Source organism: Argonema antarcticum A004/B2 (genome assembly GCF_023333585.1).
GTDB lineage: Bacteria > Cyanobacteriota > Cyanobacteriia > Cyanobacteriales > Aerosakkonemataceae > Argonema > Argonema antarcticum.
Genome location: NZ_JAIQZN010000084.1, coordinates 1 through 16766, shown reverse-complemented (window position 1 = coordinate 16766; position 16766 = coordinate 1). Strand labels below are relative to the sequence as shown.

The following is a 16766-nucleotide window of genomic DNA, read 5'->3' as shown; positions in this document are numbered from 1 at the left end:
CTAGCCGACAAGGAAAGTCGCATTGCCGGTAGATTGACTGATGATATTCAGAGATGTTACTCCTTGAACAATACCAACTAGGTCTCCCAAGGATGTAAGAATATTGATACTTCCATTAACAACCTGAGGAATGTAGTCTTCTGGGTTTCCTGCTAACTGGATAGAATCAGAGCCAGGGGTAAAATTCTGAATTAGCGCGTAGTCATTATTACCGCCATCCACATAGAACGGTTGAGGGTCAACACCTGGTAATTCACTACCTGCACCCAGAATGAATGTATCTCTTCCGGCTCCCCCAATCAGAACATCAACTTCTCCTGCTCCAAAACTACCGTATCTTGTAAAGCCAGTAGAATCAACGTTGATGTCAACTCCGAGAATTTGCGTGACATTTCCTGTGCCATTAATAACATCATTCACGCTGGTGCCAGCAAAAGTTCCCTGGCGGTTCTCGGCCTGTCCATTCGTTATATAGTGTTGGAACCCAGAGGTTAAAGAACCAGCAGCCACAGCAGCCGCTATATCTGGATTTGCACCTAAATAAGCACTCTCGTTGAAAAAACTGCCAAAAATACCAGAACGACCCTCATCGAATCCCGCGAGGAAGTAGTGTTGCAACCCAGATCTAAAAACCCCAGCATTAACGGCTGCACTCACATCGGGGTTGCCAAGTAGATAATTTTGTTCGTTATAAAATGGTGATACTCGAGTTCGACCTTCTTGCAACCCAGACACGCTAAAGTGCTGAAAGCCAGAGCTAAAAACTCCAGCAGCAACAGCAGCAGCTACATCAGGGTTTGTCGCCAGATAAAACTGCTCGTTAAATAAATCAAAAGGAACTACTGAAGTCATGCTTTACTCCAAAATTGACACTGATAAAGTAGAAATAGTGAATGATAATCGCGACGATTACAATCTCTCGATCGGTGGATCTTTTAAGGAGACTTAGGGGCTGTAAGCCCTCCGGCCTACTCGCTGCCGACAGAAGAAATTAAATTTTTGGCTAGATAAGGAAAAAATTTTCAGCCGCTAGCTGCTATGATACCATCGAAAGTGATAGTGTGATAATTAATTTAGGAATTGGAGCAAAAATAACAAGCATGAAAATAAAAAACACAATCCGAGTAGGATTAATTGCCTTGGTATTATCTGCGATCGGTGGCTTCGGCGGCTCACTGTTCTTAAGGGCTTCCGACCATGACGACGGCGAAGTGGATACCAAAGGTCGCAATTTAAACTTAACTGATTTGTACGTATTTCGAGAAAGAGACCAGAACCCTAATGCTGCCGAGGGTGACCTGGTTTTCATCATGAACACGAATCCGCGATCGGTCGCTCGTCAGCAATATTATTTCAGCACTACGGCTCGATATGAATTCAAAGTCACGCGCATTGGCAACAACGATGCCCCGGCGACAGGCCAAAGCAACGTAGTTCTGCGATTCGAGTTTAGCCCGCCGAATCCCAGAGGCCAGCAGAACATCACCGTGACTGCCATCCGGGACGGTGCTACCGCAACTGCACAGAATCTCCGTACTACTGCGATCGGTACTGCCCCCATAGTTAACCAAGTATCCTTGGGCGGCACTGCGGTGAGCGTCTTTGCTGGCCTGCGGGAAGACCCGTTTTTCTTCGATGTGGAACAATTCTTCCGCGTTCGCGCCGGACTGGCTGGCCTTGGCCCCAGCGTAGGCTTCCGCAGCCCCGGTCTCGATTTTACTAGCGGTTACAACGTCAATTCCATTGTTGTGCGGGTGCCGCGTCAGTTCTTGCAAGCAGGAACTCCCGTCACAACTTTCGATGTTTGGCAAACAATCTCGGCACGCCGACCGGACGGCACATACGCCCAGGTGGAACGGTTAGCTCGGCCTGCGGTCAACGAAGGCTTAGTCCTTACTAACGACTTCCTGAACGCGCTCAACGGTGTTGGCCCCGATTTCGAGGCCGCTGCCCTAGCCGGACAGCAACCAGCCGCTCGCATTGCTGGCCCTATTGTCGGCGAAGCCAAACGGACACTGCTGGCTCTTGGAAATAGCGATGCTCGCGCCACCTCCTTGCTGGGGGCCTTCCTACCCGATGTAATGCGGATCGACACAACCCAACCCAGCGGCTATGGCAACGCCCTTAACGGCAGGGGTAGCCCGATTCGCGGTCGCCTGATCCGAGATGATGTCATAGATATCACCTTAAGCGTTCTCAGTAACGGAGCGGTTACCACCGATAATGTGTCCTACGACGGGCCAAATCTAGGCGGTAGAGGTCACAAGCCAGTGCTGGGTGCGTTCCCCTACGTGCCCGAACCGAATTAAACAAAATTTCAAATGTCAGATTGCAGATTGAAAATTCAATTGGGAATCTGCAATATCAATTAGTTAACTCAAAGGTACGTTGTTGCGCTTTAGCGCTGAAGCGCAACAACGTACCTAATTAAGATAGGCGAAAGGAGAAGATATTGGTGGTTGTTATTCAATCGAAAATCCAAAATCTAAAATCCAAAATCGGCATTGCGCTTATTCTATTGACAGCTATTCCAGTCAGCCTGTATTTCTTTTCGGGAAGTTTTGAAGAACAGAAAATCGATGCTAACTACCGCTATCGCTTTCAACGACCATCGCGAGGGAGTATTACCACCGACCTCCAGAGGGAAATCGCTTTCTATCAAGAGCGTATTGGATACGCTCCTAATGATGGTCTGAATCGCGCTTTTTTAGCCACAGTATACTTAAAAATGGCTCGCGCTACTGGAGAAGCCAGTTGGTATTTACTCGCAGAACAAACAGCCCAACAATCGTTAGCTAATTTGCCCTTTCACAACGATGGTGCGATTATGGTACTGGCGCGAGTTGCAGTTGCCAGACATGATTTTGCCTCTGCCCTTCGCTTGGTTAAACAGGTGCAGAAGAATGAAGAAACTCTCTCGGTTTTGGTAACCGCAAATCTGGCAACTGGCAAAATATCTGAGGCGTTGTCCGCAGCGAATGCTTTGGTAGATAAAACTCCAAATTTAAACTCTTTAACATTACGAGCATTGGTGCAGGTAGCTGCTGGGAAAGATCGAGAAGCAATTCGCGATTTCCAACAAGCTTTGGCTGTGGAAGAACCAGAAGAAACGGGCAGTTCGGTCTGGACGCGGACGCTGCTGGGTCGATATTACTATAAGCGGGGACAACTCAAACAAGCACGCCAACTTTACCAAGAAGCTTTGCGCGTTCTGCCGCAGTATCCCGCAGCACTTTTAAATATGGCAGAGTTGGAGGTTAGGCAGGGAGATTATCGGGCGGCTGAGGGTCATTATTCGCAGTTCTTTCTTACTTCGCAACGCTCTCCGAGTGTGTACGATCACGTTGTGATGAGGGGTATGGCTCGCGTGAAAGATTTGTCAGGCGACCCTGATGGGGCGAAAGAATGGCGAGATCAAGCGGAAATGCGATTGCGCGAAGATTTGACTGGGTTCGGACATAGGCGCGAGTTGGCGCGTCTGCTGCTGGAGAGGGGTAGTTCTGCTGATGTGAAAGAGGCTTTGTCCCTGATGCAGATGGAGGTACGATCGCGCCGTGATGCTGAAACGCTCGACACCTTGGCTTGGGCTTTTTCTCGGCAGGGTGATTGGCAAAAAGCTCGGCAGATCTTGCAGTCAGCGCTGCGATCGGGCCTACGCGATGCTGGACTCTTTCATCGGGCTGGTGCGATCGAACAGGCGCTAGGGAACCAATCTGGGGCAAATGCTTTCTTTCGGCTTGCCCAAGAAACTGACCCCACTTTCGACGAAAACGCTCAACGGGCTTTGGGACTCGGAGTAGGGCTTTTAGGTTGAACTGAAGAATAGTTTTGAGTTTTGGAGATGATTATGAATGTCGATGATTCAGTTCTCAGATTTCTGTTTAACTTAAAACTCAAAATTGAACGCTCAAAGCTACTGGTTAACTTCTTTAAATCAAAATTTAAAATTAAAAAGCCAAAACTATTCGTTATCATTTTGTCGTTTCTGTTGCCGATCGCACTCATTGCTTTTGCAAGTCCCACCTCAGCGCATTGGGCAGATTTGGCAGTTGCTGAAATTTTGGTAGGTAAGACAGAAACTCAAATCACGCTCACTTTTCCCACGGGTTTGGTGAGTTCGGCTGATGATAATCGAGATAACCAGCTATCGCCGGATGAAGTCCGCAGACATCAAGAAGATCTGAGGAGCTTTTTTAGCGATCGCATCCGTCTTATCGATGGTGAAGATCGCAACGGTATCCTAACTGTGAAAGAGTCTCTGACTCCACCGTCGAACTTGAACGTCACTGCCGGAACTCACAGTACTTTAGTGTTGCTTTACACCTGGCCTAAGCTTGTTCGAGGTCTGAAGATTAACTACAATTTGTTTTTGCCGGGAGTGCCAACAGCTCGCTGTTTGGCGACTGTTCTGCAACCCGGAAAGGCGCAAAACGTCATATTCTCTCCAGAAAACCGTGAATTTTCGTTAATACAGGGTTCGATATGGCAGTCAGCAGTGGGTGTTGCGATCGCGATCGGCGGTGCTTTTGTGTGGGGCGCAATGCACGCCATGTCACCCGGACACGGAAAAACGATCGTCGGTGCTTACCTAGCAGGGTCGCGTGCTACCGCCCAACACGCCTTGTTTTTGGGGCTGACAACGACGATCGCACACACTACTGGCGTGTTTGCTTTGGGACTCGTGACTCTCTTCGCGTCCCAGTACATCTTACCAGAGCAGATTTATCCCTGGCTGAGTTTTCTATCAGGTCTAATGGTGGTCGTCATCGGTCTGAACTTGTTCCTTAGTCGGATGGCGAGTGTCCGGCTATTAGGGAAATCAGATGATGAACACAGTCATGATGACCATCACCATCACCATCACCACGATCATGACCATAGCCATCATCATCATGACCATGACCACGGTCATCACCATCATCACCACGATCGCGCAACTCAAACCCAAAATCCCGTCGGACACTCCCACTTACCTCCTGGTACAGACGGTTCTCCAGTCACCTGGCGGAACTTGCTTGTTCTAGGTATTTCTGGCGGTCTTGTACCATGTCCCTCCGCCTTAGTTTTGCTGCTAAGTGCGATCGCGATCGGTCAAGTCAGTTTTGGACTCGTCTTAGTGTTAGCATTCAGTTTGGGACTTGCAGGAGTGCTGACCGGGCTTGGATTGCTGCTCGTTTTCGCTAAGCGATTTTTCGTTGTGCTACCAACACACCTTAGACTGCTGAAAGTATTGCCTGCCATTAGTGCTATTTTCATCACAGCGATCGGTTTGGTAATCACAACACGGGCACTAATGAAAATCGGATTCTTTGAAGCAATTTTAGGTTTTAGATAAAAGGTGAACGGTAAAAATGCGGTGTAGTGCAATAGCGAGATTCTTTCCTTTAACTGCTGCCTTATCCACTATCCTTATGACCTTATGGCCGTCTGTTGTTTTGGCGCGACCGCTAATTATCAATTCCCGATACCCAGAAGTGCCAAACTCTAATGTGAATACCTTGATCTGCTACTTACAAACAGATGATGGTACAACTCTAGATTTAGATCGTTTATGTAACAAAACAGATGAAAATAATAGTAGTCGATCGACAGAGCGTACTTCAGCAGGTCGTAGTTCTGGTAGTAATTTAAGTCCCAGTCAGTGTTATGTGTTTGACGCAAATGGGCGTCCCTGTGCAGCAACAACCAATGAAAACCAAGAAAATAGAACACAACCATTACTAACAAATCCAACTTCTGTGCCTTGATTTTGTCTAACAAATTTACATTTCAGATTTTATTTTAATGCGTTTATTCTGGGGAATATGCCAAACATCGATCGCCGGGGCAGTTATTGTACTGACTGCCGCTCCTGCTCATGCCGATCTGACTTTAATTACAAATGTGCGGCTTGCTCCGACCAGCAACGGACTTGATATTGTTCTAGAAACACAAAGTGGCGATATGCCACAAGTCTTTACCATTAATCGAGGCAATACTTGGATAGCTGAAATTACCAACACCAAACTAAAATTACCTCAAGCTAACAGTTTTAATCAAGATAATCCTGCTCCTGGAATCGCGTCGATGACGATTATTCCCCTAAGTGAAAATAGCGTTCAGGTAATCTTGACGAGACAAGCTGGTTCGCTAACGGGAGAAGTAACGCGACGAGATCCCAGCACTTTAGTTCTTAGCCTCAGCTTAGCTGGCAATAATCCAGTCGCCTCACCCGCCCCTACCATAGTAGTAGAAGCAAACAGCGGGAGAGCAGCAGCGCCAGAACAATCCCCAATCCCCAATCCCCAATCCCCAGTTTCCCCAGCAGCAAATTCTAATCTACCTTTTTTGCCGCAAGCAGTAGCACCTCCACTAGGAGATATTGCCGTCTCCAATCTTGATATCGCTGCAACATCTATTGACTTAGGAACATCACAGCGAATCACCCGCTTAGTATTGCGAAACGCATCTGCGCGGGAAGTTTTAACCCTTCTAGCTCAAACTGCTGGTCTTAGTATCGTCTTTGCTGAAGATGCTGCGCCTACCCCCAGTCCCAATACTCCTCCCATTACCAGAGGAAGACTGCAAACGGGTGCAGAAACATTGACAGAACCAAACATTTCGATGGAAGTACAAAATGAATCTATTCAAAACGTTTTCAACTATGTTTTGCAACTAACCAGATTGCAGAGTAATCGCGTCGGAAACACCATCTTAGTAGGTCGAAACCTCCCTGCTGCTACCCGTGGTTTGGTGATGCGTACCATCCGACTCAACCAATTGAAAGCAACAATGCCCGAAAGTCCGCTCACCACCGTACTTACTAGCGGATCGAGCCTCACGAGTGGTGGTAGCCAAGCTAACACTAGCACCAATACCAGCAGTCAGGTGAGTAGAAACAGTACTACTACCCGAAATATTCCGTTTAGGGGTGCTATTCAAGCTCTGGAAGCACTGGGAGCCAATGGAGGTGGTTCTGTTACTCCTCAACAAAATGCCCCAGCCCCAAATCCCTTTCAGCGTTCTCCAGATCCGACCGAGCAACTGCTAGATGGATTGCAGGTTACCGCCGATAGTCGCACAAACTCTGTCACTTTAATCGGCCCTCTTAAGCTTGTTGAAATAGCCACTAATTACCTAGCTCAACTCGATGTGCGCCGGAGACAAGTAGCTGTGAATGTCAAAATTATTGAAGTGAATCTCACCAATCAGGACACTATTGGAGCCAGTTTTTCTTTTGGTGTCGGGGGAAGTTTTTTTAATGTCAATCAAGGCAGCGCCAATATTAATTTTGGGCGGTTTAATCCTAGATTCATTAATCCCAATCCATCACAAAATCCTGGTAGCTTGTTCAGTCCTAATGTGATAGAAGGCCCGAATTTAGCAAGAGCTTTTCAGTTTCCTCGCCAGTTTTTGTTGAATCTTCAGTCTCAAATTACCTCAAATAATGCCAAGATATTAACCGATCCAACATTAATTGTACAAGAGGGTAGCCATTCTCAGGTGAACTTGACGACTCAAGTATTTGCAGGTTTTAGGCAGATTACAGAAGCCGCTCCAGGTAACCAAACAAGAACGGTGTCTGAAACAAAAGACCCAATTGATGTAGGTGTGATCCTGAATATTGCTGTCGATCAGATTGATGACAATGGCTTTATTACGCTTTTTGTATCGCCGGAAGTCAGTTCGCCTGGGGAGAGGATTACAGACCCTTCTAGGAACGATTTGTTGATTCAGCAGCTCGTCAATCGCCGCCGTTTGGAAACAGGAAGTATCCGCCTCCGAGATGGTCAGACCCTGATCCTGACTGGAATTATTCAGGAGCAGGACAGAACTATTACCACGAAAACGCCTATCTTAGGAGATATCCCGATTATTGGTGCTTTGTTCAGAAGTAGAACAAGCGATCGCACTCGTAATGAAATCGTTGTGTTAGTTACACCTAACATCATGGATGATTCAAATATTTCTAGTTCCGGCTCTAATTAGTTAGTGATGTGAGATTATTATAAATAACACATTTTTGAGAGTTGACAAACCTTTTTTACAATGGATGAAGTGATTCAAGGAGCAGGATTTACCGTCAGAGCCTTGAACCCTAAAACAGGAGATATCCGCCAATTAACCAATTATAGCTAGGGGCTAGGGGCTAGGGGCTAGGGGCTAGGGAAGAGGGAAGAGGGAAAAGGTTACTGCGTAAGGGATTTGGATAAGAAGTAAGAGTTGGAGTTGGCTTAATCGCCCTGGCGGTTGCTATAACAGGAGAATTAGTAACTTCAGCATAGCTATTCTGCCAGTAGTTGCACAAATTCCTCTACCGTCAGTCCAGCATCATTAAGTATACTCTTTAGTATTTTGGGATGCAGAATTTTGCCCGAATGAAAAGGAACCGTAACTCGCCTTCCCTCGGCATTTTTATAAATTCTGTGACTACGCTTTGACGACTTAAGTTAAAGTCAATTTTATTTAATACCCGAATAACTTCAGTTGCGGTAACACGCGGAAGTGGTAGAGTCAAACCTGCACCTCCAAAGTTGTCAGACTCACCATTTCGCTAGTTGGAATCGGTTCGTTATTGGCCAAACGATCTTCAATATGCAAGCGAATTCCATCCTGGATATTGTTGATAACTTCTTCGTAAGAATCCCCCTGGGTATAACAGCCTTGCAAAGGGGGACAGTAGGCAAAATAGCCATCACTGTCCTTTTCAATCACTACTGGTAATAAAAATTTTTCCCCGCTCATTTGCACTCACGAGTTGTTTTGTTTTTTTTATGATAGCACGCTATTAAACCGATTCCAAGTCCCGATCGAAGGAGATGAGAATGCGATCGCGCGAGCTTAGAACGGCGGAGCGGGTCTTTTAAATTAAAAAGTGCGATCGCTTCTCAGCATATCTTCTCTTTCATACAAAAAGGCAACAAAATTTGAGAAGGAAAATTACCTCCACTTCGCACCGTTAAAGTAATAATTTGAGACTCAATTAAACGAGTTTCTCCTGGAAGCGAACCTGTTCCGGGATTGACTGGATAAGCGGGAAAACAAGCAGCACTTAAACTGAGGCGTAACTGATTACCTTTAGCAATTCGCACGCAAGTTGACTGAAGCAAAATTTTCAACGGCGTTGTTTCTTGATTCGGTTCAACTCGCACGTATCCTTGAGTAAAATTGTAGACTTTATCATTATTTTGCACTTCCGAAAGCACCGCGCATAAATCAAAACTCAGCCGATCTCCTGTACAATAAATTTCTACCGATACATCACCAGCTATATGCAAATCTTCTGTCAACGGTGCAGATGTGTAAGTTAAAACATCTGTCCGAGAATCGATCGCACCACGCTCAAAAGACCCCGGCGGAAAGCTAGCATGACCTCCCAAAGCGGGAACAGGTCGCCAAGGATCGTGTACAAATATATCTTCCGATGTGGGATTTTGCGCGAAGTGGGCGTCTTGGCGGTTCCCGTCACGATGCCCACCTTCGCAAGAGAGGATTTGGGATTTGAGATTTTCTCCCTCTTCCTCCCCCTCTCCTTCCAAAGGAGAGGGGGTTGGGGGGTGAGGTACTAATTTGCCTGCATCATCTTGCGAACTAGCTAAACCAGAACTTGACAAAAAATAAGATATCTGATTATTAGGCCAACTTTCAAACGATCGCCACAAATTACTGCCCATTTCAAATAAGCACACTGGTAACTCTTTCAATAATCCTGTATCTTTGCCTTTGAGAAATTGATCGAACCAGCGAATTTGCAACTTGTCGATCGGACTTGCAGCTGCCGAACCGTAGTCTACTGCACCAACTTTTCTGCCCCAAGGTAGATGCGCCCAAGGGCCGATGAGCAAATATTGAAGAAAGTCGCTGCGGTATGCCATTTCTTTGTACAAATGCAGCGTACCGCGCAGGTAAGTATCGAACCATCCCCCAATATGCAGTATGGGCAGATCTACTTCTTGAAAATACTGTTTTGGGGAAAGTTTTTCCCAATATTCATCCGGTTTGGGATGATTTAGCCATTCGTGATAAAAAGAGTCTGGTGCTAAGTTTTTGAGGATTTCTGGACAGGCGGGAATTGTGTCGGATAAAGGTAAGTTGCGATAAGCAGCATAAAGCGCTTGATAGGCTTTTTCATCGTTTCGCAAACGGGCAGTTTCTGCTGCTAGTTGAATTGCCCAACTGAGATTGTCTTGCCAACAAAATGCTCCGCCTTGATAAGCCCAATCTGTATATAAATCGTAGCCAATCATTGCGGGGCAGATTGTTTTTAATGCGGGTGGATGGGCGCTGGCGGCGTAGAGTTGGGTCATTCCTTGGTAGGAAAAGCCATACATCCCGACTTCGCCACTGCTACCGGGTAGTTGCGCGGCCCAGTTAACGGCGTCAAAACCATCTGCAATTTCGTGGTTAAATAGTTTAAATTCGCCTGCTGATGTGCCGCGTCCTCGGACATCTTGAATGACTGTAATGTAGCCGTGGGAGGCGTACCAGGAGGGGTGGGCGTAGACGACGGTGGATGCGATCGCTTTTCCATAAGGTTGGCGCATCAGCAACACGGGGAAAGTACCCTCAGCGTCGGGACGGTAAATGTCAGCATCCAGGCGTACCCCGTCGCGGGTGAACATTGAAGCTGTTTCTTTAATCATTAGTCATAATATTGAGTCAATAACTTTACTTACCTATGACTGGGAAATATTTTTTAACTATTTTTGGCACTTGCAAAGTTGTGTCGCCACCTGGGTAGGTGTCTGTTGTCTCAAAATGTTGGACGAATTCAGCTATTTTTTCTGCCCCAGCTTGTTGCAAAGCGCTCAACAATTGGTCACTCTGCTCAACTAATTGATCGACATCAATATCAACATAAGTTGGTTGGTAATACCGCAATTTTTTGATACCTTCTCCCAGGAGAGTTACGGCACCGCGCCAATTGCGATTTCCCAGGTGATAAAGGGCGACTGCGATTTGCAAAACGCCTTGATAAAATTTTTTTTCAGGCTCTGCGGACTCCATCCACAGAGCCTCTAGAGTATCGTGGCAAGCGTAGTATTCTCTGTTATTAAATTCTTCTACACTTTGCCAAAATTCTTGAGGCGCTGCTTCTGTCATTAGAGTTTTAGATTTGTGCGATAGTTGTAAAGACGTTATTAGTCGCCTTTCTACGGAACTTGCTTGTTACAGATTTCTTTTTGAGCTGAAATCGGCTATCTAAAATCTAAAATTGTTCTGTTATGCCACACTTTCTCTGACAGCTTTGATTTCCTCTAGAGAAATTTCTTGCTTGTCACCGGCAAAGTCGTTGTCTGAGGTGAGGAAGAGCATACAGTGGCATTCTTTGCGCTCCCTCATGGGGACGCAGGGACAGTTCCAGAAAGTGGCACTTACTTCTGCTTCTTTGTCTTCGTAGTGGCGACATGGACAAAGGGGGGCACCGAGATCCTCCTTGTGTTTAGCCAGTCCTTCGATGACAACAGCGGTTACTGAAGGGTCAACGCAGAAGTATGTGCCGGTGCGTTTGGCGTACTGTTCGGAAAAATGCCGCATTGCTTCGAGGCTATGGTCGTTAGCTTGGGTGTTCTTCTCTGTGGTGTTCATTGCGATCGCTATCTCTCTCGGTCAGCTGGTTATTTTGAATTGTACCGTGGGAAGGGAAGAGGGGGAAGGGGCTAGGGGCTAGGGGCTAGGGGCTAGGGGCTAGGGAAGAGGGGGAAGGGGCTAGGGGCTAGGGGCTAGGGGCTAGGGAAGAGGGGGAAGGGGCTAGGGGCTAGGGGCTAGGGAAGAGGGGGAAGATTCTTCTCCTCTGCGACTCTGCGACTCTGCGACTCTGCCCCTCTGCGACTCTGCGACTCTGCGACTCTGCGACTCTGCGACTCTGCCCCTCTGCGACTCTGCGACTCTGCGACTCTGCCCCGACGCACTAGCCCCTTCTTCCCTTCCCTAGCTGAGGTTGCAGGGGTTGTTCGGGGTCAATTAGAAGGCCGGGGCGATCGCTATTTATGAAGTTTTTTTGCTGGGCTGATGATGTTGCGGGCCACAGGACTGTTCGGCTACCTGGGGGAAGGGAGTTAAAACCCACAGAGTTTTGAGCGAGCCAGATTAAAGGCTGGTTTGGTGGGCCACTCGTACTGGGTTCTTCCCCTGGGTTAACGGATGCTAAAGCTTCTAGAACTACACGGTGACCGTGTAATAAACCAGTCCCAGCAGTCCAGAGTTTTGCTTTCAATTGACACCGGGTTGCGTAGAAATACAGAGAAGCGGCGGCAATGACGGCTTGCTCAAAATCCTCCTGCCGCCAGATGCCAGCGCTGTCGAGGCAAATAACGATTTCCTGACCGCCGGTGAAGATTTCTAACTCGCGGACTCGCAATTCGCCGTAACGGGCGCTGGTTCGCCAGTGGACGAGACGAATAGGGTCGCCCCAGCGGTAAGGTCTGAGCGATCGCGTCACATTTTCGTTGGCGGATTTGGATCTGCGATCGCGACTATAAAACTGTGCTGTATCTTCTTGCCCCAGTTCATCTACCAAAGGGCAGGTGGTTAGCGGTAGGACGGTGGGATAAACTATTGCTGTAGCTGGAACTTGGCGGTGTCGGCGACACCAAAACAATCCTAATGGGGTTGCACTTCTTAGCTGCACGGTATGCCACCGATAAACGCCCCGCCGTTGAGTGGGGTGATAGTAAATCCAGCGGTAACTTTCTTGGGGAGGAATAGTTTCGATCGTTCCTTGCACTGGCTGACCCAGTACAAAAGGAATCATGTCTTGAAATTGGAGCAGAGTCTTAGGCTCTTTACTCTGATTTTCTATTTGTAATTGAACAGTTAGTTGGTCGCCGGAACTAACAGGTTCTATGGGAAGACGCTGTAGTCGAATGCCCTGGAGCGATCGGACTGGCAAAGTAGCCGCTATTCCCAACAAAGCAAAACTGACGCCGCTAATCACATAAAGCCATCCAGCCATCGTATTGATGGCGGCTCCGAAAAAGCAAATAGAAAAAGCTCCCAAAACCCAACCACTGTAAGCAGGGGTAACCCAATGGGTTTCTAACCAGTTGGCAAATCGATGCACCATATTCATAACCGTTCTGTATTTTGTACTTAAAGGATTTGTAAACAGGACTTACGCTTTTCCCCTTGTAGTGGCGATTCATGAATTGCCACTACAAAAAATGCCAAGTCAAATGCGTAAGTTTTAGTAAAGTTTTGGAAAGACAAGATAAATTCCCACAAGAGTGTTTGATTCAAATAGAATTTAAGTAGATTTACGGAATTGGCGATCGGGAAAAAGGTAATTGGTAATTGCTGTAATATCTACTACCCAGTTTCCACTACCCAGTACCCAGTCTACCTCCATTGATATAGAGAATGTAAAATGTCAACACCATCTGGAAATCTGCTTGCGAATACAAATCAACCATCACCCCTACCACCAAGTCAAGCGTCGGCTGTAAAAATATCTAGAACTAGGTTTCAAGAACCCCACGAGGCAACAGCGGCGGGTGAAATGCACGAGGGAACAAGGCTGAGAACTCCTTTGCCAGGGTCTAACCAAACACCTGCACCAGCAGGTCAAGTTCAGGATACAACAAGGCAGAAAACTTCGATTCAAGGGTCCGATCGGCCACCCGCGCCACCAGCAGGTCAAGTCCCGGCAGGACAGGCTAGGAACGCCGCTGGGATGTCTCCCTCGATCGAACGGATGGTGAAGCACGCCCATACCCAGCAAGCTTCTGACGTTCACATCCGAGTTGGAGAAGTTCCGAGATATCGAATTCGCAGTCAGATGATACCGCTGGGGAATCACGAGAAGGTGACGCCCGAACTTTTTGAACACTATCTAGCCGAGATCCTTACGCCAGCTCAGCGACAAAAGTTTGCAGAAACAAAAGAACTGGACACCGCCCTTTATTACCCAGGCTTTTTGCGCTGTCGGGTGAATTGTTTTGAAACGCTGCTGGGCGGGGCAATCGTTCTGCGGTTGATTCCTTTGGACGTTCCTTCTATTGAGGGGTTAGGGTTACCGCCCGTCCTGAAAGAGATTGTGCAGCGCCAGCAAGGACTTATTCTAGTTACAGGGCCAACGGGTTCTGGGAAATCAACTACTCTGGCAGCAATGATTCGTCACATGAACGAATCGTTGGCAAAGCACATCATCACGATCGAAGATCCGGTTGAATTCGTTCACACTTCCCAAAAGTGCTTGGTTAGTCAGCGAGAAGTTGGTTTGCACACCCACGAGTTTCACCATGCGCTGCGATCGGCTTTGCGGGAAGACCCGGATGCGATTCTGATTGGGGAAATGCGCGATCGCATCACCGTTGACATAGCTTTAAAAGCCGCCCAAACGGGTCACCTAGTCTTTGGAACGTTGCACACCCGCAACGCTATCAACGCCGTTAACAGATTGCTGGGCATTTACAATCCAGACGAACAGCCATCCATGCGTATCCAAATCGCCGATTGCTTGGTCGCAGTGGTTGCCCAAATACTCATGCAAACAACAGATGGGCGTCGTACAGCAGCCCACGAAATCTTAATCAATACCCCCGCCATGCAGGACTTCCTGATGAAGGGTAATGACGACGAAGCCTATCACTTAATTGAAAATGGCATTGATGATGGTATGCAGGTGCTAAATCAGGCACTCTGCGAATTGGTGTTAATGGGCAAGATCACCGGCGATGAAGCTGTGAAAGTTACTCCTGATGTTGGAGATCTCCGTCGTCGGGTTCGTAATGAAGGGGCCGATCCGGCTCGTGCAAGCCGTGAGTTTAGCAGTCACGATACTGGTTATAGGGCGTTATAGCTGCAAAGGAAAAACAGGGTGCTTCTTCATATTTCAAACAAAAAAACATTAGGGGCGGTGACAAAACTGCCCCTTCTTAGCTAGAGTCTGTCGAAAAAATGAAAAGAGAGCCTTTAGCTGATTCTCTAATCAATATTCTGCTGCCACTGACATTAATTTTTGGTTTGGTTTTTCTGTTGAGTCTTGATGTTAGAGATAGTCACACAGAAGTGTCAAGTACTCCGCTGGAGTCATGGATTAAGTTCATTGTTGGCTATTTAGCAGCAGGCGCAGAAATTGCGGCGGCGATCGTTATTGGAACTGCGGTTATCCGTGGCATTGCGGCTTATTTACGCCAATTTTTTTCGCGGACGCGACAACATTATGATTCTACGGAGTCAATCCGCCTGCAATTGGGACGAGTGCTGGCGTTGGGATTGGAATTTACTGTTGCCAGCGATATCTTACGCACGGCTGTTGCGCCGACTCGCCAGGATATTTTAAATCTGGGCGCGATCGTTCTTTTAAGGACTCTACTAAATTATTTCTTAGAGCGTGAGATTAGACAAGGAGAAGAAAGGCCCTATAGCGATCGCGAACCTAAGTAGGTAGGCGTCAATAAACTTAACACTCAGAAACTCGGTAACTCCTGCGAAATCAATTCAATTATGTCTGGTCAGAGAATCAAACAAAAAGGAGTAAGTAAATACGCAGTTCGCCCAAGAGAAATTCATAGGAATCACCGCCGACATAATAGTTTTTATATTGGTTTAGATGGGTTATCTTGGGTGGAATCGCTTGATATTTTTATTCAATAAACGGAGCAATTGATAACCTTAAGCCCTCATAAACGTCTTTATTATCGGCGTGGTTACAAAGCCCAAAAGCCGATGATAAGCAGTTTATAGCCAAAGTTTCAACCCGTCAAGACCGTATGTTTGAAAAGCTAGCCAAATTAACTGTCAAGAACTTGACAGCGTTGACGCGAGTCGGGTTATATTATCTATACTATAATAAAAATTGTGTGAGTCAATGCGCTATTTCGACGAATATTGTGAGATCTACGAATTATACTTTTAGGAAATAAATGCTAAAAATTGATCGAACCCTATCTGTATCTGTTACCCCTACCAGTCAATCCATCTATCTTTCTCTGGTAATTCCCACTTATTAGGAATTAATTGGATGAAATTCACTTTCTACTTAGATAATTTCCTGGCTCGACTACAGCCACAATTCAGTTCAGTAAAGTTTGGGCGTTTTGTCCGATTTGGTGTTGTAGGTTTGAGTGGTGTAGTTGTGGATATGGGATTCTTTTATCTGTTCCACGCTAATTTCTTGATGCAATTAACCCTCAGTGCTATTCTCTCTACAGAAATGGCAATCATCAACAACTTTGTCTGGAATGATATCTGGACTTTCAGTGATATCTCCCAACAGCAAAATGCTTTGATGCAACGCTTGTCTCGTTTGGCAAAATTTAATCTGGTTTCTCTGTTAAGTTTGACCTTTAATCCGGCGATCGTTTATGTATTATTTTACTACTTTAGTGTGAATGAATATCTGGCTAAGGTAGTTGCGATCGCCAGCCTTTTTCTGTTAAATTTTTGGCTCAATTCAAGAGTAAGTTGGCGAATTAAAGAGCAACCCATGATAGAATATATTGAGTATACCCAAAAAATCCCTAACCGCTTAATGTATGAAGAAAATAAGCGTGTTTAAGAGCCAATACCTCCCAAGTGTCGGAGTTTAATATGTCCAACCAGACCCCAGAAGTTACGCCTGAACTCTTTTTCCATACGGTCACCGCCTACCAGCGTACAGGGGCCCTCAAAGGGGCGATCGAATTGGATATTTTTACTGCTATTAGCGAAGGTAACCAGACAGTTTCGTCACTAGCGCAAAGGTGTTCGGCGTCAGAACGAGGGTTAATCAACAGTTGGCACTTTACTAACATTTACTCACAATCCTTCACTTTTACTCCCTGGCCTTACCACACTCGCCCAAA

At 46.6% G+C, this 16766-nt stretch carries 15 protein-coding genes and 1 pseudogene; 9 read left to right on the top strand and 7 right to left on the bottom strand.

The annotated features are described in order from the left end of the window. On the bottom strand, positions 1-852 hold the full coding sequence (locus tag LAY57_RS27120) for a hypothetical protein (RefSeq protein ID WP_249070291.1): 852 nt from the start codon (positions 850-852) through the stop codon (positions 1-3). A 248-nt stretch (positions 853-1100) separates the two neighbouring features. On the opposite strand from LAY57_RS27120, the gene LAY57_RS27115 reads away from it, so the two are divergent. The 5 genes from LAY57_RS27115 to LAY57_RS27095 all read left to right on the top strand — a co-directional run bounded on the left by LAY57_RS27115 (position 1101) and on the right by LAY57_RS27095 (position 7968). Further along, positions 1101-2309 carry a DUF4331 domain-containing protein gene (locus LAY57_RS27115; protein WP_249070290.1) on the top strand — a complete coding sequence of 403 codons (1209 nt, stop codon included), beginning with the start codon at positions 1101-1103 and terminating at the stop codon, positions 2307-2309. Between the two features lie 146 nt (positions 2310-2455). Continuing rightward, positions 2456-3814, top strand: coding sequence for a tetratricopeptide repeat protein (locus LAY57_RS27110; RefSeq protein WP_249070289.1), 1359 nt, complete (start codon positions 2456-2458; stop codon positions 3812-3814). 33 nt (positions 3815-3847) lie between these two features. Then, positions 3848-5335, top strand: a complete 1488-nt coding sequence (locus LAY57_RS27105) for a nickel/cobalt transporter (protein WP_249070288.1) — start codon at positions 3848-3850, stop codon at positions 5333-5335. A gap of 76 nt (positions 5336-5411) precedes the next feature. Next, on the top strand, positions 5412-5747 hold the full coding sequence (locus LAY57_RS27100; protein ID WP_249070287.1) for a hypothetical protein: 336 nt from the start codon (positions 5412-5414) through the stop codon (positions 5745-5747). Positions 5748-5784: 37 nt separating this feature from the next. Further along, positions 5785-7968, top strand: coding sequence for a secretin GspD/PilQ domain-containing protein (locus LAY57_RS27095; protein WP_249070286.1), 2184 nt, complete (start codon positions 5785-5787; stop codon positions 7966-7968). Between the two features lie 296 nt (positions 7969-8264). Here the strand turns inward: LAY57_RS27095 and LAY57_RS36660 are convergent. The 6 genes and pseudogenes from LAY57_RS36660 to LAY57_RS27070 form a co-directional block, all read right to left on the bottom strand. Beyond that, positions 8265-8411, bottom strand: a pseudogene (locus tag LAY57_RS36660) (type II toxin-antitoxin system HicA family toxin); the annotation flags it as partial. Between the two features lie 82 nt (positions 8412-8493). After that, complete coding sequence (locus LAY57_RS27090) at positions 8494-8724, bottom strand: type II toxin-antitoxin system HicB family antitoxin (RefSeq protein WP_249070285.1); 231 nt, start codon at positions 8722-8724, stop codon at positions 8494-8496. A 143-nt stretch (positions 8725-8867) separates the two neighbouring features. After that, on the bottom strand, positions 8868-10601 hold the full coding sequence (locus tag LAY57_RS27085; protein WP_249070284.1) for a CocE/NonD family hydrolase: 1734 nt from the start codon (positions 10599-10601) through the stop codon (positions 8868-8870). Between the two features lie 46 nt (positions 10602-10647). Further along, entirely contained in the window at positions 10648-11082 is a 435-nt protein-coding gene (locus tag LAY57_RS27080; RefSeq protein WP_249070283.1) for a DUF309 domain-containing protein, read from the bottom strand. A 120-nt stretch (positions 11083-11202) separates the two neighbouring features. Then, on the bottom strand, positions 11203-11568 hold the full coding sequence (locus LAY57_RS27075; RefSeq protein ID WP_249070282.1) for a ferredoxin thioredoxin reductase catalytic beta subunit: 366 nt from the start codon (positions 11566-11568) through the stop codon (positions 11203-11205). Positions 11569-11890: 322 nt separating this feature from the next. Beyond that, positions 11891-13051, bottom strand: coding sequence for a DUF58 domain-containing protein (locus LAY57_RS27070; protein ID WP_249070281.1), 1161 nt, complete (start codon positions 13049-13051; stop codon positions 11891-11893). A 294-nt stretch (positions 13052-13345) separates the two neighbouring features. Between LAY57_RS27070 and LAY57_RS27065 the strand changes: the two genes are divergently transcribed. The 4 genes from LAY57_RS27065 to LAY57_RS27050 form a co-directional block, all read left to right on the top strand. Continuing rightward, on the top strand, positions 13346-14779 hold the full coding sequence (locus LAY57_RS27065) for a type IV pilus twitching motility protein PilT (protein WP_338022504.1): 1434 nt from the start codon (positions 13346-13348) through the stop codon (positions 14777-14779). A 98-nt stretch (positions 14780-14877) separates the two neighbouring features. Beyond that, positions 14878-15366: a DUF1622 domain-containing protein gene (locus LAY57_RS27060; RefSeq protein ID WP_249070280.1), complete on the top strand. Its 489-nt coding sequence runs from the start codon at positions 14878-14880 to the stop codon at positions 15364-15366. A 577-nt stretch (positions 15367-15943) separates the two neighbouring features. After that, the gene (locus LAY57_RS27055) at positions 15944-16480 is read left to right on the top strand and encodes a GtrA family protein (RefSeq protein WP_249070279.1); all 537 of its coding nucleotides are present in this window, start codon (positions 15944-15946) and stop codon (positions 16478-16480) included. A 32-nt stretch (positions 16481-16512) separates the two neighbouring features. Next, the coding region (locus tag LAY57_RS27050; protein WP_249070278.1) for a hypothetical protein at positions 16513-16766 on the top strand (254 nt) is incomplete at its 3' end.

What these genes read in the sequence shown, in the direction of transcription:
- LAY57_RS27090 (WP_249070285.1), bottom strand. Translation starts at nt 8,724, where the DNA reads ATGAGCGGGGAAAAATTTTTATTACCAGTAGTGATTGAAAAGGACAGT.
- LAY57_RS27115 (WP_249070290.1), top strand. Translation starts at nt 1,101, where the DNA reads ATGAAAATAAAAAACACAATCCGAGTAGGATTAATTGCCTTGGTATTA.
- LAY57_RS27070 (WP_249070281.1), bottom strand. Translation starts at nt 13,051, where the DNA reads ATGAATATGGTGCATCGATTTGCCAACTGGTTAGAAACCCATTGGGTT.
- LAY57_RS27095 (WP_249070286.1), top strand. Translation starts at nt 5,785, where the DNA reads ATGCGTTTATTCTGGGGAATATGCCAAACATCGATCGCCGGGGCAGTT.
- LAY57_RS27055 (WP_249070279.1), top strand. Translation starts at nt 15,944, where the DNA reads ATGAAATTCACTTTCTACTTAGATAATTTCCTGGCTCGACTACAGCCA.
- LAY57_RS27075 (WP_249070282.1), bottom strand. Translation starts at nt 11,568, where the DNA reads ATGAACACCACAGAGAAGAACACCCAAGCTAACGACCATAGCCTCGAA.
- LAY57_RS27120 (WP_249070291.1), bottom strand. Translation starts at nt 852, where the DNA reads ATGACTTCAGTAGTTCCTTTTGATTTATTTAACGAGCAGTTTTATCTG.
- LAY57_RS27060 (WP_249070280.1), top strand. Translation starts at nt 14,878, where the DNA reads ATGAAAAGAGAGCCTTTAGCTGATTCTCTAATCAATATTCTGCTGCCA.
- LAY57_RS27080 (WP_249070283.1), bottom strand. Translation starts at nt 11,082, where the DNA reads ATGACAGAAGCAGCGCCTCAAGAATTTTGGCAAAGTGTAGAAGAATTT.
- LAY57_RS27100 (WP_249070287.1), top strand. Translation starts at nt 5,412, where the DNA reads ATGACCTTATGGCCGTCTGTTGTTTTGGCGCGACCGCTAATTATCAAT.
- LAY57_RS27085 (WP_249070284.1), bottom strand. Translation starts at nt 10,601, where the DNA reads ATGTTCACCCGCGACGGGGTACGCCTGGATGCTGACATTTACCGTCCC.
- LAY57_RS27065 (WP_338022504.1), top strand. Translation starts at nt 13,346, where the DNA reads ATGTCAACACCATCTGGAAATCTGCTTGCGAATACAAATCAACCATCA.
- LAY57_RS27105 (WP_249070288.1), top strand. Translation starts at nt 3,848, where the DNA reads ATGAATGTCGATGATTCAGTTCTCAGATTTCTGTTTAACTTAAAACTC.